Source organism: Sphingomonas sp. JUb134, assembly GCF_004341505.2.
GTDB lineage: Bacteria > Pseudomonadota > Alphaproteobacteria > Sphingomonadales > Sphingomonadaceae > Sphingomonas.
On record NZ_SLYP02000001.1, the window covers coordinates 3,158,709 to 3,179,770 of the forward strand.

Annotated in this window: 17 protein-coding genes; 10 read left to right on the forward strand and 7 right to left on the reverse strand. The window is 68.0% G+C overall.

What is annotated here, in order from left to right:
• The first annotated feature begins 2 nt into the window (after window positions 1-2).
• A complete protein-coding gene (locus EDF69_RS14870; RefSeq protein ID WP_132884481.1) occupies window positions 3-1,805 on the forward strand; it encodes a glycoside hydrolase family 9 protein in 1,803 nt (600 codons plus the stop codon).
• A gap of 25 nt (window positions 1,806-1,830) precedes the next feature.
• Here EDF69_RS14870 and EDF69_RS14875 read toward each other — a convergent pair whose 3' ends face one another.
• On the reverse strand, window positions 1,831-2,880 hold the full coding sequence (locus EDF69_RS14875; protein ID WP_339538592.1) for a glycosyl hydrolase: 1,050 nt from the start codon (window positions 2,878-2,880) through the stop codon (window positions 1,831-1,833).
• A complete protein-coding gene (locus EDF69_RS14880) occupies window positions 2,877-3,434 on the reverse strand; it encodes a hypothetical protein (protein WP_132884480.1) in 558 nt (185 codons plus the stop codon). Before EDF69_RS14880 ends, EDF69_RS14875 begins: the two co-directional genes overlap by 4 nt.
• Before the next feature lie 123 nt (window positions 3,435-3,557).
• Between EDF69_RS14880 and EDF69_RS14885 the strand changes: the two genes are divergently transcribed.
• Together EDF69_RS14885 and EDF69_RS14890 are read left to right on the forward strand one after the other, a co-directional pair.
• On the forward strand, window positions 3,558-4,811 hold the full coding sequence (locus tag EDF69_RS14885) for an ROK family transcriptional regulator (protein WP_132884479.1): 1,254 nt from the start codon (window positions 3,558-3,560) through the stop codon (window positions 4,809-4,811).
• Window positions 4,812-4,839: 28 nt separating this feature from the next.
• Entirely contained in the window at window positions 4,840-5,205 is a 366-nt protein-coding gene (locus EDF69_RS14890) for a hypothetical protein (protein ID WP_132884478.1), read from the forward strand.
• A 3-nt stretch (window positions 5,206-5,208) separates the two neighbouring features.
• On the opposite strand, the gene EDF69_RS14895 is transcribed toward EDF69_RS14890, so the two are convergent.
• A complete protein-coding gene (locus EDF69_RS14895; protein ID WP_132884477.1) occupies window positions 5,209-6,231 on the reverse strand; it encodes a cupin-like domain-containing protein in 1,023 nt (340 codons plus the stop codon).
• A gap of 97 nt (window positions 6,232-6,328) precedes the next feature.
• Window positions 6,329-9,829 (reverse strand): TonB-dependent receptor, encoded by a 3,501-nt coding sequence (locus tag EDF69_RS14900; protein WP_132884476.1) that lies wholly within the window; start codon window positions 9,827-9,829, stop codon window positions 6,329-6,331.
• A gap of 131 nt (window positions 9,830-9,960) precedes the next feature.
• Between EDF69_RS14900 and EDF69_RS14905 the strand changes: the two genes are divergently transcribed.
• From EDF69_RS14905 to EDF69_RS14935, 7 genes are all read left to right on the forward strand, one after another.
• A complete protein-coding gene (locus EDF69_RS14905; protein WP_132884475.1) occupies window positions 9,961-11,493 on the forward strand; it encodes a tryptophan halogenase family protein in 1,533 nt (510 codons plus the stop codon).
• The gene (locus EDF69_RS14910; RefSeq protein ID WP_132884474.1) at window positions 11,490-12,932 is read left to right on the forward strand and encodes a tryptophan 7-halogenase; all 1,443 of its coding nucleotides are present in this window, start codon (window positions 11,490-11,492) and stop codon (window positions 12,930-12,932) included. The genes EDF69_RS14905 and EDF69_RS14910 overlap by 4 nt, the downstream gene beginning before the upstream one ends.
• A gap of 2 nt (window positions 12,933-12,934) precedes the next feature.
• Entirely contained in the window at window positions 12,935-14,419 is a 1,485-nt protein-coding gene (locus EDF69_RS14915) for a tryptophan halogenase family protein (protein WP_132884473.1), read from the forward strand.
• Window positions 14,420-14,659: 240 nt separating this feature from the next.
• A complete protein-coding gene (gene tnpA / locus EDF69_RS14920; protein ID WP_339537905.1) occupies window positions 14,660-15,037 on the forward strand; it encodes an IS66-like element accessory protein TnpA in 378 nt (125 codons plus the stop codon).
• Complete coding sequence (gene tnpB, locus EDF69_RS14925; RefSeq protein WP_304537245.1) at window positions 15,034-15,381, forward strand: IS66 family insertion sequence element accessory protein TnpB; 348 nt, start codon at window positions 15,034-15,036, stop codon at window positions 15,379-15,381. Before tnpA ends, tnpB begins: the two co-directional genes overlap by 4 nt.
• A 43-nt stretch (window positions 15,382-15,424) precedes the next feature.
• The gene (gene tnpC / locus EDF69_RS14930; protein WP_425336666.1) at window positions 15,425-16,987 is read left to right on the forward strand and encodes an IS66 family transposase; all 1,563 of its coding nucleotides are present in this window, start codon (window positions 15,425-15,427) and stop codon (window positions 16,985-16,987) included.
• Window positions 16,984-17,586, forward strand: a complete 603-nt coding sequence (locus EDF69_RS14935; protein ID WP_132884633.1) for a plasmid pRiA4b ORF-3 family protein — start codon at window positions 16,984-16,986, stop codon at window positions 17,584-17,586. The genes tnpC and EDF69_RS14935 overlap by 4 nt, the downstream gene beginning before the upstream one ends.
• Before the next feature lie 454 nt (window positions 17,587-18,040).
• Here the strand turns inward: EDF69_RS14935 and EDF69_RS14940 are convergent, their stop codons facing one another.
• The 3 genes from EDF69_RS14940 to istA form a co-directional block, all read right to left on the reverse strand.
• Entirely contained in the window at window positions 18,041-18,418 is a 378-nt protein-coding gene (locus tag EDF69_RS14940) for a hypothetical protein (protein WP_132884642.1), read from the reverse strand.
• A 291-nt stretch (window positions 18,419-18,709) separates the two neighbouring features.
• The gene (gene istB, locus EDF69_RS14945) at window positions 18,710-19,543 is read right to left on the reverse strand and encodes an IS21-like element helper ATPase IstB (protein ID WP_204991410.1); all 834 of its coding nucleotides are present in this window, start codon (window positions 19,541-19,543) and stop codon (window positions 18,710-18,712) included.
• A gap of 14 nt (window positions 19,544-19,557) precedes the next feature.
• Window positions 19,558-21,045, reverse strand: coding sequence for an IS21 family transposase (gene istA, locus EDF69_RS14950; RefSeq protein WP_132884630.1), 1,488 nt, complete (start codon window positions 21,043-21,045; stop codon window positions 19,558-19,560).
• Window positions 21,046-21,062: the final 17 nt, after the last annotated feature.

Sequence of the window (21,062 nt, forward strand, 5' to 3'; positions counted from 1 at the left end):
CGATGAGGTGGCTCGTCCTCGCCGCGCTACCGGCGTCAACGGGCGCGGCCGCTCCACCGGTCGCCCTGCACCTCAATCAGGTGGGATTCCTGCCGAACGCCGCCAAGCACGTGATCGTGGCGACCACCGCGACCGCACCCGTAGCGTGGAGCTTGCGCGATGCGCGTGGCACGACGGTGGCGCGCGGGACGGCGGCGCCGTTCGTCCCGGACGCGGCCTCGGGCGACCGCGTCTTCGACCTCGACCTGAGTGGCGTCCGCGCGCCGGGCCGCTACCGGCTGAGCGTCGAAGGCGCCACTGCGCGGCTGGTGGAGGTCGGCGCGCGTGTTTACCAGCCGCTGGCGAAGGCCGCGCTCAACTTCTTCTACCAGCAGCGCGCCGGTACCCCGATCCTGGCGACCCACGCGGGCGGCGTCCGGTGGGCGCGCCCGGCGGGCCACGAGAACGAAATCGTCGGCTGCTTCGCCGGCGTCGACGAGCGCGGCACCGCTTGGCCCGGCTGCGCGCTGCGGCTCGACGTGACCGGTGGCTGGTACGACGCGGGAGACCACGGCAAATATGTCGTGAACGGCGGCATCGCGGCATGGACGCTCGTCAACGCGTGGGAAGCCGCCGCCGCGCCGCACCCGTTTCCAGATGGAAGCGCCGCCCTGCCCGAAGCCGGCAACGGTGTCAGCGACCTGCTGGACGAGGCGCGCTGGGAGCTGATGTTCCTGCTGAGGATGCAGGTGCCCGACGGGACGATCGTCGCACTGCCGCGAGGCAACGCGGGCGGCGGACCATTGTCGCTCTCGCGGCTCGACGCCGGTGGCATGGCGTTCCACAAGGTCGCCGACCGGCACTGGACCGCGCTGCCGACCGCGCCCGCCGATGACGCGGAGGAGCGACTGCTCTACCCGCCCAGCACCGCGGCGACGCTGAACCTGGCCGCGACGGCGGCGCAGTGCGCGCGCGTCTGGCGCAGGATCGACGCGGCCTTCGCGAAACGCTGCCTGCACGCTGCCGAGCGCGCCTATGCCGCGGCGCAGCGGCTGCCCGACGTCCATGCCGCGCAAGGCTTCACCGGCTCCGGCGGCTACGGCGACGAAGACCTGTCCGACGAATTCTACTGGGCCACAGCCGAGCTGTACGCCGCCACGCGGGATCCCGCGCTCCTGCGCGAACTGACGCGCCGTACCGCCGCGCTGTCACCCGCCAACGCCGAACGCGCACCCAATTGGAGCGCGACGGCGATGCTCGGCACGATCACGCTCGCGACAGTTGACGGCGTGCCCGCCGACGTGCGCGCGGCCGCGCGGGACCGGGTGGTCGCGCTCGCGCGGCGCTTCGCCGCGGAGACGGATCAAACGGGATATCGCATCCCGTTCGCCGGCACGGCCTACGCCTGGGGCTCCAACGGCGCGCTGCTAAACCGCGGCATCGTCCTCGCGCTCGGGGCGCGGTTCACGAACGCGCCGGCGCTGCGCGACGCGGCGATCGCCACGCTCGACTACGTGCTCGGACGCAACCCGCTCGACCAGAGCTACGTCAGCGGGTTCGGGGCGAAGCCGATGATGAACCCGCATCACCGCTACTGGGCGCATCAGCTCGACGCGCGCTACCCCGGGCCGCCTCCCGGCGCGCTGAGCGGCGGCGCGAACAACACCGTGATGGCCGATCCCGTCGCCGCGCAGCTGAAGGGACGCTGCGCGCCTCAACGCTGCTGGATCGACGACGCGCGCGCCTATGCCGTGAACGAGGTGGCGATCAACTGGAACGCTCCGCTGGTCTGGTTGGCGGCCTGGGCGGACGGAGGCGCACGCTAGCCCTCCGCCCCCGTTTCGCGCCCGCTCATTCCTTCAGCGTTTCGGGCAGTTCGTCCTTGGTCACGTAGCGCTCGCTGGCGAAGTAAGCGCGTAGCTGCTCGGGGGTGTTCTGCGCCGGATCGGTCAGCCAGCGCGTGTGCCACGTCATGAACCACAGCCAGTCCGCCTTCGGCCCCAGCCGCGCGGGATCCGGCACCGGGCCGTTCTCGTGCAGACAGATCGGCACGGTGTCGCGGACGATCGCCTTGACCCGCCCGAACATCGCAGCCAGCGGACCGTGGTCGTCGACGTAGATGTCCGCACCGGCGACGTCGACGTAGCGGCGGCCGGGATAGTAGCGCGCGTCGACGTTCTGCCCCGCCCAGCCCAGCACCCAGATCAGATGGTCGAGCCCGCGGCTGCGGGTGAAGTACTCGTACATCAGGCGCCACAGCGCCTTGAACGCCTCCGGTCCGTGCTTGCCCCACCAGAACCAGTCGCCGCTGAACTCGTGGAACGGGCGCCACAGCACCGGCACGCCGGCGTCACGCAATTGCGTCAGCAGGTCGCCGACATGCGCCATCTGCCGCCCCATTGCGGCGTTCTGCGGCGTACCCGGCGTCAGCGCACGCGCCACGTCGAAATCCTTTTTCGAATTCTCGTACCCCGTCCCGATGTCCGGGGCGCCCCAATGCCAGCACAAGGTGACGATCCCGCCCGAGCGATGCCAGGCGATCGCGCGCTCGTTCACCGCCGCCTGATCGCTCGGCTCGATATAGTCGAGCCCCAGGATCGCAGGCAGCTTGCCCGTGACGCGTTCGAGATAGTCCAGCTCCTGCCGCGCACCGGCCGGGGTGAAGTTCTGCTCCTGCTGCCCGGTCAGCGTACGTTTGCCGTATTGCGACCACAGGTACGCGTACAGCGTTCGCGCGCCCGCCGACGCCTGCGCGTTGCTGAGCTGCCCGCGTGCCGGATCGGCGTCGACCGCGGAGGCTTTCGCCACTGTGGTACCTGCGGTAAGCGAGCACAACGCCGTCGCGCCGATCAGCGCATCGCGCCTGGTCCAGCGCCCGTCACCCTCGGTTCGGCCGCTCACGACGCCTTCTGCCCTAGGTCGAGCACGAACACCGGTCCGAGATCGATGACGCCCTTCTGCGCGCCGAGATGAAGGGTGACCGTCGCCTGTCCGGCCTGATAGTCCTGCGACGCGGTGCCGCGCACGCTGCGCAGCGACCATGCCGCTTCCGCCTTCGCCTCGCCCGCGACGATCTGCTCGTAGCCGGGAGCGGGGCCGATCAGCCCGACGAACGGCAGCGACAGCGACTCTCCCGCGGCGACCTTGGGCGCGCGCATCCACACCGCGACGACGAGCGCGTCGCCCTTCCTGATCGGCTTGGTCACCGACGCGGTCGCGCCGATGTCGTAGGCATGCGCCGCCGGCTGCGCCACCGTGACCCGAAGCGCCTGCCCGCCGACCACCGTTCCGTCCTTTACGACCTTCGCGGCATAGCCGGTGCCGTAGAGGCCGTAGCCGATGCTGGGCGCGTTGATGGCGCGGGACATGATGTCCAGCTGCTGCGGCGCGGCACCGCCGCTTGCAGCGAGTGTCGCACACGCGAGCGCCCCCATGGTCGTGACGAGCCGCATCATCCCATCTCCTGATCGCGCCAGCATCTATGCCCGGCTGTGTCGAACATCGCTCACCGGATTACCAAACTCAATTGTTTTATTGTTTCGTTGTGCAGGTCGTTACGGATGAGCTAGTCGACCGCCATGGCGGTCACGAAACCAAGAGTGACGAGCAACGGCGTTCACGGGGCGGTGTCGGACAACCGCTCGAGCGACGGACGCGATACCCGTCTGTCCTCGAGCCTATCGGGCACGAACCTCGTGCGCGCGGGCGACTACAACACGCGCACGGTGCTGCAGGCGATCCGCATCTCGCCGGGCACCACCCGCATCGCGGTGGCGGAGCGCACCGGCCTGACCGCGGCGACCATCGCGAACATAACCGCGCGACTGACCGAGACCGGCCTGATCCGCGTCGTCGGGCGACGGCTGGGTGGACGCGGGCAGCCGCCGCTCCAACTCGAGGTCGATCCCGACGGGGCCTACGCGGTCGGCGTCAACATCGATCGCGATCATCTCAGCATCGTGATCCTGGATTTGGCAGGAGAGGTCCGCAGCCGTATCACCCGCGAAGTCCTGTTCGCGCTGCCGGACGCGGTGCGCACGTTCGTGCACGACGAACTCGACGGGTTGATCGCACGCGGGGAGGTCGACCGGGAGAAGATCCTGGGCATCGGCGTCGCCATTCCCGACGAACTCGGCACCATCGCGCTTCCAGGCCAGCCGGCCGAATACAGCGCATGGAGCGACGTGGCGGTGGAGGAACTCTTCGCCGACCTGCCTTGGCCGGTGCACTGCGACAACGACGCCGCCGCGGCGGCGCTCGGCGAAGCCGAATTCGGCAGCGGCTTCGCCAATCCCAGCTTCTTCTACCTGCTCATAAGCGCCGGCCTCGGCGGCGGCCTCGTCATCGACCGCAAGTTCCACCGCGGCGCGACCCGCCGGTCAGGTGAGATCGGGCTCTTGCCCGACGCTACCGCGCAGCGCGCCGGGGCGACCGTGCAGGACACCGTCTCCCTGTCCGAACTGCAACGCCGGCTTACGGCCGCCGGCCACCGAGGCTTGGTCACGAAGCTGGACGTCACGGGCGACGGCGTCGCCGATGTCGTGGCGGATTGGGTGTCCGACGCGGTGCGCACGCTCGCCGCGCCATTAATGTCGGTCAACTGCCTGCTCAATCCCGATGCTGTCCTGATCGGAGGCAGGCTGCCGCTCGCGTTGATCGAGCGGTTGGCCACGGCGCTCAACGAGGCGCTGTCGCGAACCGTCCTGCCCGCGCATGCGCCCATACTGCCTGCGGCCATGGCGCGCGACGCCTCGGCGACCGGTGCGGCGATCCTGCCGTTCATGGATCATCTGCTACCCTCCGACGCCATCCTGATCCAGGCCGGCCGCTGATGCCCGCGACAGAAGCGGCGGCACCGCGATGACGACTTGGCGACGACCGCTGGCCGTGCTGCTGCCGTGGGTCGCGCTGACAGCGAGCGCCGTACCGTCGTCGCAGCGTCGGACCTGCATCGACACCGGGGAGATTGCGACGCGCGAGCCGCTCGGGCTGCAGTCTCTCGCCTTCACGCTGGTGGGTGGCCGGCGGGTGACGCTGCTCACGCAGGGCGCGTGCGCTCACCTCGACGAGATCGGCCGCCGGTACCTGCTGGAGTTCGAGCATCGCGAAGGACGCAAGCTGTGCGCCGGCGACCGGCTTCGCGCGGTCGATCCGCTGCTGCTCGGCACCGGCGGGGCTGTAGGCACGCCGTTCTGCCGCGTCGCGACGATCACGCCGGCATCCTGATCGTCAGTCCAGCGCCGCCAGCATGCGCTGGAGATACTGGCGAATCGAGCGGTCGCGCGCGGGCCCGGGCGGACCGAGCGCCCCACGTGCGGCAGGCGGCAGGTGATCGGCCGCGTGCGTCGCGTCGGGTGCGAACACCAGATGGTCGAACCAGGAGCGCATCGCGGCTCGCTGTCCTTCCGGCAGATCGCGGATCGCCAGCACCGCGTGCATCAGCGCCGCGAAGGGCGACCCGCCCCGTCCCTGCCCCCACCAGTAGTTGACCAGTACGTTGAAGGGGCCGCTGGCAGCGACGTCGTGCCACCACAGGGAAGGAATGAAGATCGCATCTCCAGGCTGCAGATGCGCCACCTGCATCGTCCGCGCGGCCGCCGCGAAACGCGGGAATCGCGCTGGATCGGGCCGTTCGACGTCGACCATGCTGGTCGGCTGCCCGGCGATCGTGTTCTCGATGGGGCCGACGTACAGATCGGGCGCGGCCTCCGGCGGAAACAGGACGAAGCGCCGTCGGCCTGACACGACCACCGCCACATTGTCGGACATGTCGTAGTGCGTCGAGGCGCGGCTCGCGTTGCCCAGCCACAGCCGCGGCTTGGCGCCCGGCGTCGGGAGCGGGAGCACGTTCTCCCGCTGCCAGCCCGGATAGGCTTCGGCGGTGGCTGCCGAGCCGGCGTACATGGCGACGGGATCGGGGTCGTCCGCCGCCGCCAGCAGTCCGTCCAGCATGACCGGCAAGGTGACCTGCGCCGATCGAAAGTTGAAGCTGCGTGCATCGTCGCCGTAGAAGAAGCGGCCGCGCGCTTCCGGAGGCGCGACGAACATGCCCAGCGGCCGTCCACCGGTGAAGCGTCGTAGATAAGTCGCCATCGACCGTGGACCACCCGCGGCCGCCGCCACCCCCGGCCAGTCGGCTGCCACCCCGCGCATCACGACTGGTCGATGATGGCCCGCGATCTCGGCGGCGAACCGTTCCGCCGTGACGTCGGCGACCTCCGCCACGCGGGGCGCTTCGTCCAGCATCGTCATCCGTCGTCACTCCTACCCAGCCGACGACCGGGAGGCATGGGCCGCGTGAAGACGATGGCGCGAACGCCGGTCCTGGTCACGCAGCCCGCCGACCCTCTCAATACGTCAGGCGCACGCTCAGCTGGTACTGCCGATCGCTCTTGAAGAACGTCCTCGGCGCAGTCAGCCCGTCCTGGTTGAGCAGGAACCGCGTCTGGGTCGTCGTGTCCAGCAGGTTGTTGACCTGCACGCCGATCTTGAAGTTGCGGTTGAGCGTGTAGAAAAGCGAGGCGTCCGCCTGTCCGGTCGCATCGCTGTACACCGGCAGGAACGGGAACAGCTCGTCGCGGTTGTTCAACAGGTAGGACGACCGCCAGCTGTAGGCCAGCCGCGCATAGATGCCGTACTTGTCGTAGAAGCCCGCCACGTTGAAGTTGTGCTTGGACAGCAACGGCAACGGCAGGTTCGTGTACAACCCCGTGATGTCGATCGGCGGCTGGTTGCCGTCGCCCTCGTTCGGGGTTGGGTCCGTAGAGGCGGCGAAGCGCGGCGGCGTGGTCTGGATACGGCCAGCGTCGATGTAGGTGTAGGTCGCCTGCAGCCCGAAGCCGCTGAGCGCTCCCGGCAGGAAGTCGAACGTCTGCTGGTACGACACCTCAGCGCCCTTGATGTCGCTCTTGCCCTCCGCGTTGGTCGGGCCGGTCAGCGCCAGCGAATAGTTCGACCCGTTGTTGCTGAAATCGCGCACGAAGCCGCTGTTGTTGACGATGACGTCGCTCAGCCGCTTGTAGAACAGCGTACCCGTCAGCTGGCCTACCTTCGCGAAATACCATTCGGCAGTCAGGTCGAGCTGGTCCGCCTTGATCGGGCGCAGGAACGGGTTTTCCGAACGAGCCTCGAACACGCCGTTGGCGCCGTTGAAGGTCAGCGACACGAAATTCCGCAGATTGCTGAAGCTCGGACGCGAGATCGCCTTGGACGCGGCGAAGCGCATCAGGAACTTGGGCGACAGGTCGAGCCGCAGGTTGACGCTCGGCAACCAGTTGCCGAACTTGTTGACCGCATCCTGCGGCACCGACGCCCCGTTCGCGAACGCGAGCGCCGTCGCGCGCTGCGCGTCGGTCACGCCGGGGCGGCATAGAGCGGCGACGTTCGACGGGTTCGGCGTACTGCCGTCCGGCTGCACCTGGGTCTGCTGCGCGCAATAGGCCGCGAAGTTGGAGAAGCCGCCGATCACCTGCTGCGCACCGGGGAAGTTGATCGCGCCGCTGGAGATGTCGGTGGTGTGGACGTAGCGTACGCCCAGGTTGCCCGTCACCCGCATGCCGTTGGCGAAGTCGGTCCCGAAGTCGGCGCGCGCGTATCCCGCGATCGTCTCCTCGGAGTTGTCGTAGATCTCGTTGTCGAAGAAGTAGCCGTTGAGCAGGTCCGGGTTGACCGTCGTGCGGCCGTTGACCACCGCTCCGCCGCGGTCCTCGATCGGGGTGTAGCTGAATCCGTTCTGCGGATCGCGGACGCTGCGCAGCAGGTCCATCAGCGCGCCGTGGTCCTTCAGCACGGCGTCGGTCAGGTACAGCGCGGTCGGCGCCGGGTTCTGCCCGCGGAAGAAGTCGACGTAGTTGTACGTCTTCGCCGCATCCGGGGTGCTGCCGAGGAACGACGGCCCTTCGTCGGTCCACGTCGCCGACAGCGATCCCCAGTTGTTGTAGTCGTTGGTGCGGACCGTCTGGTCGCGCTTCGCCCAGCGACCGCCCACCTTCACCGACTTGAGGAAGCTGTCGTCGGCGAAGTCGTACTGCACGTCGCCCCGGAAGGCGAACTCGTCCCCGTCGTTGATCGCGCGGTTGTTGTACGCGTCGTTGTAGAAGACGTTGTTGCTCTGCGTGAAGTAGGTCGCCCGGTCGAAGCCGGGCGTCAGGAACTCCACTTTGGGACGCTTGCCCGTCAGGTCGATCGCGACGTTCGCGAAGCTGTAGGCATCTACGATGTCGTCGATGCTGCGCGACGAGGCGGTCGTATACTGCCCGTCCAGGTTGATGTGCAGCCGGTCGGTCGGCGAGAACTTCAGGTTGAGCGCAGCGTCGGTGGTGCGCGTCTTGGTGTAGTTGTAGCGGTTGGTCAGGAAGGTGTTGAGCCCGTTCGGGTTCACGAACTGCGGATAGTCGCAATAGGTCGACTCGTAGGGGAAGCCGCCGTTCGGGATGATGCAGGGCGTGGTGACGTTGTGCGCCTGGCGGTTGTTGCGACGGCCGATCGTGCCGCTCGTGAACACGCCATCGTCGTTGAAGGTGTAGGCCGAGCCACCGACGCCCGTGAGCGAGCCGAGCGGGAACGTCTGCCCGATGTCGTTGTAGTAGACCGACGTCTCCATGGACCGGTCGGTCCAGCCGATCTTGTTCTCCGCTCGCAGGAACTGTCCGGTGACCAGAAGCCGGCGATCGGGCGATTCATACTGCGCCGACGCGGTGATGCTGTTGCGCTGCGTGTTGAACGACTGCTGGCGAACGCCCGCGCCGCTCGGCGCATAGACGGTGTTGAAGCCGTTGGGCGTCACGAAGCTGTCGCAGACGCGGATCGCGTAGGGCTGGCCCGCATTGATGATGCGGCCCTCGTTCGGGTTGTTGCCGTCGCAGGTGCCGCCGTCGAACTGGGATCCCTGGAAGTTGCCGTTGACCGCGTAACCGTCGACCCCGTCGTCCGGCGCGTTGAAGCGTGGCAGGAAGCCGGACGTGAACACCGAATCGGCGCGGCTGTTCTGCTCGAAATAGCTGCCGCCGACGAGCAGGCCGAAGCGACCATGCTCGGTGTCCCACTGCTTGCTGAACAGGCCGACGAACGACGGCGCCGAACGCTCGGCCAGATCGCCGTAGCTGATCCCGCCCGACGCGTAGACGATCGTGTCCTTGCTGTCGAAGGGCTTGCGGGTGTTGATGCTGACCGTGCCGGCGATGCCGCCCTCGATCAGGTCGGCGGTCAGGTTCTTGAAGACCTCGATCGAACCCGCCAGCTCGGCAGGGACGTCGTTGTAGCCGATCTCGCGTCCGCCCGCGACCGAGAAGGCGTCGCGGCCGTTGAACTCGCCGCGCGAGTAGGTGAGGCCGCGGATCTGCACGCCCGAGCCCTCGACCGAGAAGTGCTGCGCATCGGCCGCGGAGGCGAAGCGGGTGATCGCGACGCCGGGAACGCGCTGCAACGCCTCGTTGATCGAACGGTCGGGCAGCGCGCCGATGTCCTCCGCCGTGATCGCGTCGACGACCGTGTCGGCGTTGCGCTTCAGCGCCTGCGCGCTGGCGAGAGACTGGCGGATACCGGTCACGACGATGTCGCCACCAGCCTCGGCGGCCGGAGTCGCGATGTCCTCGGCGGTGACGGGCGACTGGTCGGTCTGCGCCTGCGCCTCGATGCTCGTGGACCCCGACAGCGGCTTCTTCAGTCCGCTGCCCGCGGCCGACTGGTCGCCGCCTTGCTGAGGCTGGGCAGGATCGATCTCCTGCGTGCCCGGCCGATCCGTTACCTGCGCGAAGGCGGCCGACGCGCCTACCGCCAGCGCGATCGCGGACACGGCGCTGCCTAGACGAAGCGCCAACCTCGCCGATCCAGCGACAACAGAATGAGACATCCCCTGCACTCCTCTCCTTCGCCTTGGAACCTCAAGGCGCCCCGCACTGTGACCGTGCTCGCGTTCTGATGACGGTTCGCCGTGTGAAACGCAACATTTCTCAAGTTGATTTTTTTAATCAGTTCGCGGAGATGTCACGCGTGCAACAGTGCGCCGATAGCCCGCTGAGGGTCGTCATCGTCGGGGGAGGGACAGCGGGCTTGATGACGGCCGCGGCGCTGACCGCCCTTGCCGGACGAACTTGTGCGGTCACCCTCATAGAAGCAGCCGACATCCCGATCATCGGAGTCGGCGAGGCGACGCTGCCGCACCTGCGCGCCTTCGTCGCCCGCCTCGGGATCGACGAGACCGCGTTCATGGCGGCGACCTCCGCGACCTTCAAGCTGGGAATACGGTTCAGCGGCTTCGGCGCGCGCGACAGCGACTACTTCCACCCGTTCGGCGACTACGGTCCGGATTTCGGCCGCGCCGAGTTCCACCACTACTGGCTCCGCCGTCATGCCGCGGGCGATGCCGCACCGCTCGGCGACTACGGGATCGCGGACATGGCTGCGGCCGCGAACCGATTCGCGCGGCCGGAGGACATGCAGTGGTCGGGGGAACACGATACCGCCGGCCTCCCATACGGCTACGCCTACCAGTTCGACGCGACGCGCTTCGCGCCGTTCCTGCGCGACTGGACGTGCGCGCGCGGCGCGCAGCGACGCGAGGCTCAGGTCACCCGTGTCGTCCGTTCGTCCGAGAACGGCCGGGTCCTGGCGCTGGAGATCGCGGACGGGCAGCGCGTGAGCGGAGACCTGTTCATCGACTGCTCGGGCTTCCGCGCGATCCTGAGGGACGAGGACCTGTGGGAGGATTGGTCGCACTGGCTGCCCTGCGACCGGGCGGTCGCCGTGCCGTGCACGGCCGCCGGCGCGACGATCGAGCCCTACACCCGGGCGAAGGCGATGGACGCGGGCGGCTGGCGCTGGCGCATCCCGCTCCAGCACCGGGTCGGCAACGGCTACGTCTATCCCAGCGCCTTCGTCGGAGACGATCATGCCCAGGACACGCTGCTGGCCGCGCTGGAGGGAGCCCCGCTCGCCGATCCACGCGTGCTGCGCTTCCGCGCCGGGCGGCAACGGCGCGCGTGGGCCCACAACGTGGTGGCGATCGGCCTCGCAGCCGGCTTCCTGGAGCCGCTGGAGTCCACCAGCATCCATCTCGTGCAGGCCGCGATCACGCACCTGATCGAGCATTTTCCCGACGCGCAGGGCTGCGACGCCGATCGCGACGGCTTCAACCGCGCGATGGACGCCGAGCACGACCGCATCCGCGACTTCCTGATCCTCCACTATCACGCGACGATCCGCGACGACGCGCCGTTCTGGACCCACGTGCGCACGATGGCCGTGCCCGACACGCTGGCCGCGACGCTGGAACTCTGGCGGGAGACGGCGCAGGTCGCGCGCTACGGCTTCGGCCTGTTCAAGCCGCCGAGCTGGGTGGCGGTACTGATCGGGCAGGGCATGATCCCGCGGCGCTGGGACCAGCGTGCCGATGCCGCCCCTGCCGACATGCTGGCGCGCGAGCTGGCCGGCCTGCGCGCGTCGATCGCCGACCGGGTCGCCGCGCTTCCAAACCACAGCGCGACCCTCGCCCGTGTCGCCGCGTCGTCGGCATGACGGCGACCGGCGTGAACCGCGCGCCCGCGCTGCGGTCGGTCGTGGTGGTCGGCCACGGCGTGGTGGCGCGGACGGCGGCGCTGGCGCTCGCCCGCGGGACGCCCGGTGCGAGCGTGACGCTGGTTCCCGCCCCGATCGCGCCGGGCGCGTTGGCGGACTGGTTCCCCACCCTGCTCGCCTCCGGCCGCGACGCACCGCAACTCTGGGGAACGACGGGCGACGCGCTGCTGCGCGCGGGCGTGGCCACGCCTCGGCTGGCGGCCGCCTTCGACGCGTGGCCGCGCAACGGACGCTGGCTCCATCCCGAGGGGTCGCCGACGCGGATGGCGGGTCCGGGTGCGACGCATGCGCGCTGGATGAACGCCGAGCCGCACGCCGACGTGCCGACGTTCGAGGCGATGTTCCCCGCGACGGCGATGCTCGACGCCGGGACCTTCGCGATCGAACCATCCGCGCCGCTCGCGGAGGCCGATCACGCGCTCTGCCTCGATCCGCGGCGGCTGGTCGAATGGCTGTCGCCGAGACTGCGCGCGGCCGGCGTCGTCACCGCGTCCGCCCCCTTCGCTCGCGTCACGCTCGACGGACGTGGCCGCGTTGACGCCATCCAGCTGCACGACGGCTGTGCGATAACGGGGGACCTGATCGTCGACGCGAGCGGTCCCCCCGCCCTGATCGCAGGCGCTTCGCGGACCGACTGGCTCGACTGGAGCGATCCGCTGCCCGAGGACCGGATGCTGATCGCCGCCGCGACCGACCAGACGCCGTCCATGGTGGATCGCTACCGCCTGCTGCCCTTCGGCTGGGATGCGAGCTGGCCCTTCCCCGTGCGCCCGCTCCGCGCGGTCGCGTACCGCGGCGGATCCTGCACGGACGACGACGCACGCGCCGCTCTGGGTGCCGATCTCGACAGTGGCGCGATCCCCATCGCGCCGGGGCGACGCGCCGAGGCGTGGCGCGGCAACTGCGTCGCGATCGGAGAGGCGTCGGTGCAGCCCGGCCCGCTGAGGCTCGCGGGCTTCACCCTCGCGCAGGCGCAGCTGTCGCTGCTGCTCGACCTGCTGCCCGCGCGCGACATGCCACGCTCGATCGTGACGGCTTACAACGTGCGCGCCGCCGCCCGCGCCGATCGACTGCGCGACTGGCTGGCGGCGCATCGCTGCGAAGGTGCGGGTGCCACGCCGAACGACCTGCCCGCGCTCGCCGCCACCCTGACGCGCTTCCGCCGCAACGGCGGTCTGCCGCACTTCGACGAGGAGACGGCGTCCGAAGCGGCATGGCATGCGGTGCTGATCGGTCAGGGCGTACGCGCCGCCCGCGCCGTTCCGCCGGTGATCGGCGACGATACACGCCTCTTCGCCATGGCGGCACGCGCCGCGGCAGCGCGGATGGTCGAAGCCGCCGGCGCCCTGCCGTCCCTGTCCGAGCTACGGAACCGATGACCATGGACGCACAAGGGGACGCCGCGGCCGCCATCGAGCACGTGGTGATCGTCGGCGGCGGAACCGCGGGCTGGATGGCGGCCGCGGCGGCGGCGCGGTTCCTGAACGACGGACGCCGCCGAATAACGCTTGTCGAGTCGAACGCCATCGGGACCGTCGGCGTCGGAGAGGCGACCATTCCTCCGATCCTCACGTTCAACCGTCGGCTCGGCATCGACGAGGCCGAGTTCCTGCGCGAGACCGGCGGCACCTTCAAGCTGGGGATCGAGTTCGTCGGCTGGCGGGACGGCAAGGACCGCTACTTCCATCCGTTCGGCACCCATGGTCGGCCGATCGAGGGACTGGCGTTCCATCAGATCTGGCTGAAGTTCCGCGACGCCGCGGGCGTGGGACGTCTCGACGACTATTCGCTGCCCACGCTGGCGGCCGCGGCGGAGCGTTTCGCGCATCCGGTAGCGGACGAACGCTCGCCCCTGTCCGGGCTCGCCTACGCCTACCACTTCGACGCCGGGCGCTACGCCGCCTTGCTGCGCCGGCATGCCGAAGCCGGCGGCGTTCACCGGATCGAAGGACGGATCACCCGGGTCGAGCGCGATCCGTCCGGAAGCGCGGTCGCGGCGGTGGTACTGAGCGACAGTCGCCGCGTCGCCGGTGACCTCTTCATCGACTGCTCGGGATTTCGCAGCCTGCTGCTGGGAGATGCGATGGAGACTCCGTTCGAGAGCTGGGCCCACTGGCTGCCGTGCGACCGGGCGATCGCCGTACCCGGCGGCGCGCTGAGGCCGCGCCCGCTCGCGACCCGTGCGACCGCCCATGACGCAGGGTGGCGGTGGCGCATCCCGCTACAGCACCGTACTGGAAACGGCATCGTCTATGCTAGCGCGTTCCTGTCGGACGATGCCGCCGAGCGGCAGTTGATAGACGCGCTCGATACGTCGGCGATGGGCGAGCCGCGCCCGTTGCGCTTCACGGCGGGGCGGCGGGTACAGCAGTGGACAGGCAACGTTGTCGCGCTCGGTCTGGCCGGCGGCTTCCTGGAACCGCTCGAGTCGACAAGCATCCACCTCATCCAGGAAGGTATATCGAAGCTGTTCGCGCTATTCCCCGACCGTGGCGACTGCTCTGTCGAGCGCGTGACCTTCAACCGCTTCATGGCGGCGAGCTACGAAGCGGTGCGCGACTTCATCATCCTCCATTACCATGCCAACGCGCGAACGGGCGAGTTCTGGCGTCATCTGCGCGAGATGCCGGTGCCGGACACCCTGGCGGAGAAGATCGCCCTCTTCCGCCGCAAGGGTCGCGTGTTCCGGTACGACGACGAGCTGTTCGCCGTTCCAAGCTGGGTCTCGGTTATGCTCGGCCAGGGCATCGTTCCCGTCGGCTACGATCCGCTGGTCGATGCGCTGGATGAGCGCCGCACAACTGACGCCCTGGTCATGATGCGACAGGTCAATGAAGCCGCCGTCGCGCAGATGAGGGTCGCCTAATCTAGTTCACTGATTAAGCGCCTGCGCTCAGTCGCTGCTGTCCACGGGAATGGGCATAAGACCTTGCCTGCCCGCACGGCGCTAATCACCGAGGTCATGTGCATTTCGCGTAACACTAAGAGCCTTGCGCCTCATACATCTGAGACATGGAGGGTCTATGCGGGTAAGCGTGGCCTGCGGGCCGCCTTGCCCGTTTTGCCGTAGCTGGGATGTTTGTCGCCTTTGACGAGGGCGATAGCGGTGCGGGAAGTTTTCGGGTCCGTGGAGGTGGTCGGCCGGGTGTCGGGCCGGCGGAGTTGGTCGGACGAGGAGAAGCTGGAGATCCTGGCCGAGGCGTTCCGGCCTGGCGTCCGGGTTCGCGATGTTCTTGAGCGGCGCGAGATATCGAGCGGGCTGGTGTATACGTGGCGCAAGCAGGCGCGGCTGGGCAAGCTGGGCGGCATAGCGCCCGCGCTGCCAACATTCGCCGAGGTGTGTGTGGCTGAGGTTCCTGCACCACAGCCGGCGACATCCACGCCCGGCCTCATCTGCATCGAATTGGCGGGTGGCGTGCGGGTGAGCGTGGACGGCTCGGTGGACGCCGGCGCGCTGGCGCGGGTGCTGTCGGTGCTGAGGTGAGTCCGACGCCGTTGCCGACGCGAGTGTTCCTGGCCTGCGGCGTGACCGACATGCGCAAGGGCTTCGATGGGCTGGCGGTGCTGGTCCAGCAGGTGCTGCGCGAGGATCCGCATTCCGGCGCGCTGTTCGCGTTCCGGGGCAAACGCGGTCATCTGGTCAAGCTGCTGTGGTTCGATGGCCAGGGGCTGTGCCTGTTCTCGAAGCGGCTGGACCGGGGCCGCTTCGTCTGGCCGGTGACCGCGACCGGCGCGGTGACGCTGACGCCGGCGCAGCTGTCGATGCTGCTGGAGGGCATCGACTGGCGCCGGCCCGAGCGCACGTTCGTGCCGACACTGGCGGGCTGAAAACGGCGGTTTCGCGTGGCTTTTGCTCGCCCGTCGGCATGCGATCTGCTATGCAATCCTGGTGTCGGAAGCGCCCGTTTCCTCAGCTGATGTCATCGCGCGGATCGCCGCGCTGGAGGCTTCGCTCGCCCGGGCCAATGCCGCGCTCGTCGCCCGCGACCTGCTCATCGACACCCTGCGCGGGCAGATTGCCTGGCTGCGGCGGATGCAGTTCGGCGCCTCATCCGAGAAGCTGGGCCGCGAGGTCGAGCAGCTCGAACTGGCACTGGAAGAGCTGGAAACCGAGCGCGATGTTTCCGCAGTCGAGACTGCGGCACCCGAAGTAGCGCCGCGACCGGCACCGGTCCGCAGCCTGCCGGACCACTTGCCGCGCGAGGAAGTAGTCCATGAGCCGGCATCTGGTGCCTGCACCTGCCCGGACTGTGGCGGCATGTTGCGTCGCTTGGGCGTGGATACGCACGAGATGCTCGACGTCATGCCGGTCCACTGGCGGGTCGTGCGCAACGTTCGCCCCAAATATAGCTGCCGGGCTTGCGAGAAAATCGTGCAGGCACCCGCGCCGGTCAGCGCCGTGGCGCGGGGCAAGGCGACCTTCGCCACGCTGGCGCATGTCGTCGTTTCCAAGTTCGACCACCATCTGCCGCTCTATCGTCAGGCCGAGATGATGGCGGCGCAGGGCCTCGACATCGACCGCTCCACCCTTGCCGGCTGGACCGGGCAGGCCGCAGTCCTGCTCGACCCGGTCGTCAGCCGTATCCGTGATGCTGTCTTGACCGCAGACAAGATCCATGCGGACGACACGCCGGTGCCGGTGCTCGACCCGGGCCGAGGCAAGACCGCGACCGGGCGGCTGTGGGTATACGCGGCCGATGACCGCGCGTCCGGCAGCACGGCGCCGCCCGCGACCTGGTATCGCTTCACACCCGACCGGACCGCCGCGCACCCGCAGACGCATCTCGCCGGCTTCCGCGGCTTCCTCCAGGCCGATGCCTATGCCGGTTATGACGGGCTGTACCGCAGCGGTGTCACCGAGGTAGCGTGCTGGGCGCATTACCGGCGCAAGGTGTTCGACCTGCACGAGCGCATCCCCACGCCGCTGACCACCGACATCCTCCAGCGCTTCGGCGCGCTCTATGCCGTCGAAGCCGAGGTGCGCGACCAGCCACCGGATGTCCGGCACCGAGTGCGACAGGACCGAACCAAGCCGTTGGTCGGCGCCTTGCGCGAGGTGCTCGACGCTGCCCTTCGTCGCCTGTCGCCCAAGTCCGATATGGCCAAGGCCATCGCCTATGGCACCAAACGCTGGCCGGCACTGTGCCGCTTCCTCGACGACGGCCGCCTGGAGATCGACAACAACATCGCCGAGCGTGCCCTGCGCGGCGTCGCCGTTGGTCGCCGCAACTGGCTGTTCGCCGGCTCCAGGGCGGGCGGCGAGCGTGCCGCCGCGATCTACACCGTCATCCAGACCTGCAAGGCCAACAGCGTTGACCCGCAGGCGTACATCGCCGACGTCATCGCCAGGGTCGCCGACGACTGGCCCGCCAGCCGCTGGGACGAGCTCATGCCGTGGAACTGGGCTCGCGAACCTGCCAGGCTGGCGGCATGAGCGCCGAAACCGTTGCCCGCCTGCACCTCGTCCTGGACAACATCGAACCCGCCATCTGGCGCCGGGTCGACGTGCCGGTCACCGCCAGCCTCAAGATGCTCCACGATGTCGTCCAGGCTGCGATGGGCTGGGAGAACTGTCATCTCTGGCACTTCGAGGCCGGCGACCACCGCTACGGCGTGCCGGACCCGATGTGGTCGGAAAGCGGCATGGCGGCCGCCAAGAACGTGAAGCTCGCCGCCCTCCTCGACCGGGGCATGAAAGAACTCGTCTACACCTACGACATGGGCGACGACTGGCGGCACACCATCACCGTGGAAACGGTCGGCCCCGGCGAGCCTGACGTCAAATACCCGCGCTTCGTCGCCGGCGAACGGCGCTGTCCACCCGAGGATGTCGGTGGCTTGCCCGGATACGAGATGTTCCTCGACGCCATGGGCGACCCCACTCACGAGGAACACGACCGACTGCGCAACTGGTATGGCGGCCCTTACAACCCTGACGACATCGACGAACGCTTCACCCGGCGCGCCGTCGCCGCCATCGCCATCCGCCGCCATGCTGGCAAGCTCGCCTACCAGAAGAGCCGGCCGCAATAACAAGGCGGCCTACCGGCCACGCTTACTGATGACAAACCGGTTAGACCGGGGATCGAACAAGCCCAGGGGAGCAGAGCGCTTCGAGCGCGATGACGTGATTAGGGATCCGATCCGCGGACTTCATCAGGGCCAGCAGCCATGCGGTGCTGCACGAACAGGCCGAACACATGGATGCACCCGACCGGTGCTCATCGCCGCACGAAAGCTCTTGCACCGCAGGGGTCGTCCACACATGGCTCAACGGCCACATCATTGCACAGCTACGCTGGTGCAGGGGCCGTCCAACCCATCACGTCAAACGCCGCAAAGTTCCTGCACGCGCAGAGCCATGATCATCGGTTGATTTCTGACCTGAATCAACGTTCGGATCCTCTTTCCAGCATGTCGGATACTTATCTATTTGCTCAACGTGATCTTCGACCACACACTCGTGGGTGGACCCTTTTCGGGCAGGCTAGAATGAGGCCGCGAACAGGTCGGGATCTTGGTCCGGCCTGAGGCTCAGCGCGACGCTTCTGGGGCCGAGGGTGGTCAGCACCTCTAAAGTCTCGGTTCGCGTGATCCGGGACATCAGCCAGCGGCGGCGCCACGCCGCCGCGATTGTCCCGGCGGGGGCGGGCTCCGCGATTGGCGCCTCCAGCCCGAGCAAGCTGCTGCGGGAGCCATAACCAAGCTCGCAGGCGTAGAAGAGCCGGGGCATGTTGTGGTGCAGGACGCTGTCGCTGTCGATGCCGAGCGCATCCAACCCTTCCCTGATTTGCCTAAGCCTCGGGCTCGTGCCCTCCCCAAAACGGTTGTTAACGCGCCTGGAAGTATGGACCGTCTCGGCCATGCGCTGGAGCGCTTGGGCCGTGTCTTGGCCGAGATGAAGGGTGCCGAAGCCGCCGGTCCTACTTCGGCCAACCGAGTCCCAGCTTAGGTCGTCCGCAAGACCCTCATGCTCGGTCGCCTTTAATTTGAGGCGGTTGTATTGGCTCGAGCCCGCTCCGTAGAGTGTCAACGGCGGAGCAAAACCAGGCCAGCGGGGCGGAGTAAAAGCAGGCCACTTGAGGCGCGCGCTGACGATATGAAAAGGGCCCCGATCGGGGCCCTTTTCATATCGTTGCCGTCCTCGGCCTGATGGTCAGGAAGATAATATCTCACCGGTGTCCGGGTCGGACAGGGCACTGGCCTGGTTTTGCTCCGCCCCGCGACGTTTGCGTCCGGTGGACTGCTTGAGGCGATAGCTGTCGCCGTTCATGGTCAGGATGGTGGCATGGTGGGTGAGCCGGTCGAGCAGTGCGCCGGTCAGCCGCTCGGAGGCGAGCACCTGCGTCCAGTCCTCGAACGGCAGGTTGGAGGTGATGATGGTCGAGCCGCGCTCGTAGCGCTGCGACAGCACCTCGAAGAGCAGTTCGGCGCCGGTCGGGGACAACGGGACGTAGCCGAGTTCATCGACGACGAGCAGCTTCACGGCCGCCATCTCGCGTTGGAGCTTGAGCAGCCGTCGCTCGTCTCGCGCCTCCATCAACTGGTTCACCAGCGAGGCCGCGGTAGTGAAGGCGACTGTGAAGCCCTTCTGGCAAGCCGCCAGGCCGAGCGCGAGGGCTACATGCGTCTTGCCTGTCCCGCTGTTGCCGAGCGCAATGACGTTCTCGCGGCGCAGGATATATTCGCACCGTGCGAGCTCGACCACCATCATCTTGTTCAGGCTGGGGATGGCGGTGAACTCGAAGGTGTCGAAGCTCTTCACAGCCGGGAAACGGGCTGCGCGGATCCGTCGCTCGATGGTCCGGCGCTCGCGGTCGATGAGCTCCAACTCGATAAGCCGCAACAGGTAGCGCGTGTGGTCGACCCCGCCTTGCGCGCATTCGCGCGCGACCTTTTCGTACTCGCGCAGAACGGTTGGCAGTTTGAGTTGTTTGAGATGATGGGCGAGCAGCACCTGTGGCGTACCTGCGGTCGTGCCCACCGGCATGGCGTCCTTGTCCGTCATGCTGCCAGCACCGCATAGTCGGCCGCGCACGTCGTTTTGACGTCCATCTTGGGCACGTGCGGATACGCCGCTAAATCCAGGCGCGGCGGACGGCGCTCGATACGCGCCAGCGCGATGAGTTTTACCGCGTCAAAACCAGGTGCGCCCAACTGGACTGCCTCGGTCACGGCATCCGTGACGATGGGAAGCGGCATCGCCTCGAGCAGCCGCAGCACCTGGATGAACTCGCGTTTACCCTTGTTGCCCATCCGGGCCTCGAGCAGGTGGCGCAGATGCTGGAAGATGTCCGGCAGGTTCCAGTCCTGAAGGGCTGCCGCCTGGTCGAGCGCACCGGGCTTGGTCTCGATGAGCGCGAGATAGTGCAGTGGGTTGGAGACGAATACGCCTTCGTCGTAGCAACGCGCGTGCCGGGCAATCTCTTCGCCCGCGCATATGATGACGACCTCGTCGACGAACCCCTTCACCATCACGTCGCGGTAGCCGTACGCGGTCGGCACCGAATAGTCGTTGGTCCGGTAGCGCACCATCGCGGTCGACGACACGCGCGCCGCGCGTTTCTCGCATGGCTCCAGTGGTACGGACGGCAGCGTGCGCAATGCCGATACGTCTGCCGCCAGCCGCTCGGCAATGGTCTGCGCGTGCTGACCGGCATGCTCGCCCTGGCGCGTACGGCAGGACTCCTCGAACCTGGCGTTCAGGACATCGAAATTGGCAGCGACCGGCACGGGCACCATGAAGTTGTTGCGCGCAAACTTCACCAGCCCCTCGACCTTGCCTTTGTCGTTGCCTCGCGCTGGACGCGCAAAACGGTCCTGAAACAGGTAGTGGCTGACCAACTCGGTGAAGGCGCGTGTGCGCTCGCGCGTTCCATCGCCGCAGATCTTTGCCACGGCGATGGTTGTGTTGTCGTAGAGGATGGACAGCGGCACGCCCCCGAAGAACGCGAATGCCGACACGTGCCCGTCAAGAAACGCCTCGGTCGTCTCGCGCGGATACGCCTTGAAGAAGCAGGCATCCGACTGCGGCAGCGACATGCAGAAATAGTGGATCTTCATCCGCTCCCCGCCGACGACCGCGACCGCCTCGCCAAAGTCGACCTGTGCATGCCCCGGCGGGTGCGCCAGCGGCACGAAGGTCTCGCGCCCGCGGGCCCTGCACAGCCGCACATGGTCCTTCACCATCGTGTAGCCGCCCGTATAGCCATGCTCGTCGCGCAGCCGCTCAAAGATCCGCTTGGCCGTGTGCTGCTGCTTGCCCGGCGCCTCGCGGTCGGCTGCCAGGATTGCGTCGATAACCGGTAGCAGCGTCCCGAGCTTCGGCTTGGTCGGAGGTTTCGTCCGGCGGTATCCAGGAGGCGCCGAATACAGGCACATCTTGCGTACCGTATCCCGGTTCAGCCCGAACACCTCCGCCGCTTCCCGGCGACTATGCCCCTCGACAAATACAAACCGTCTGACCGCTGCGTAGCTCTCCACGACAAACATCCCCGCCGCTCCGCAAA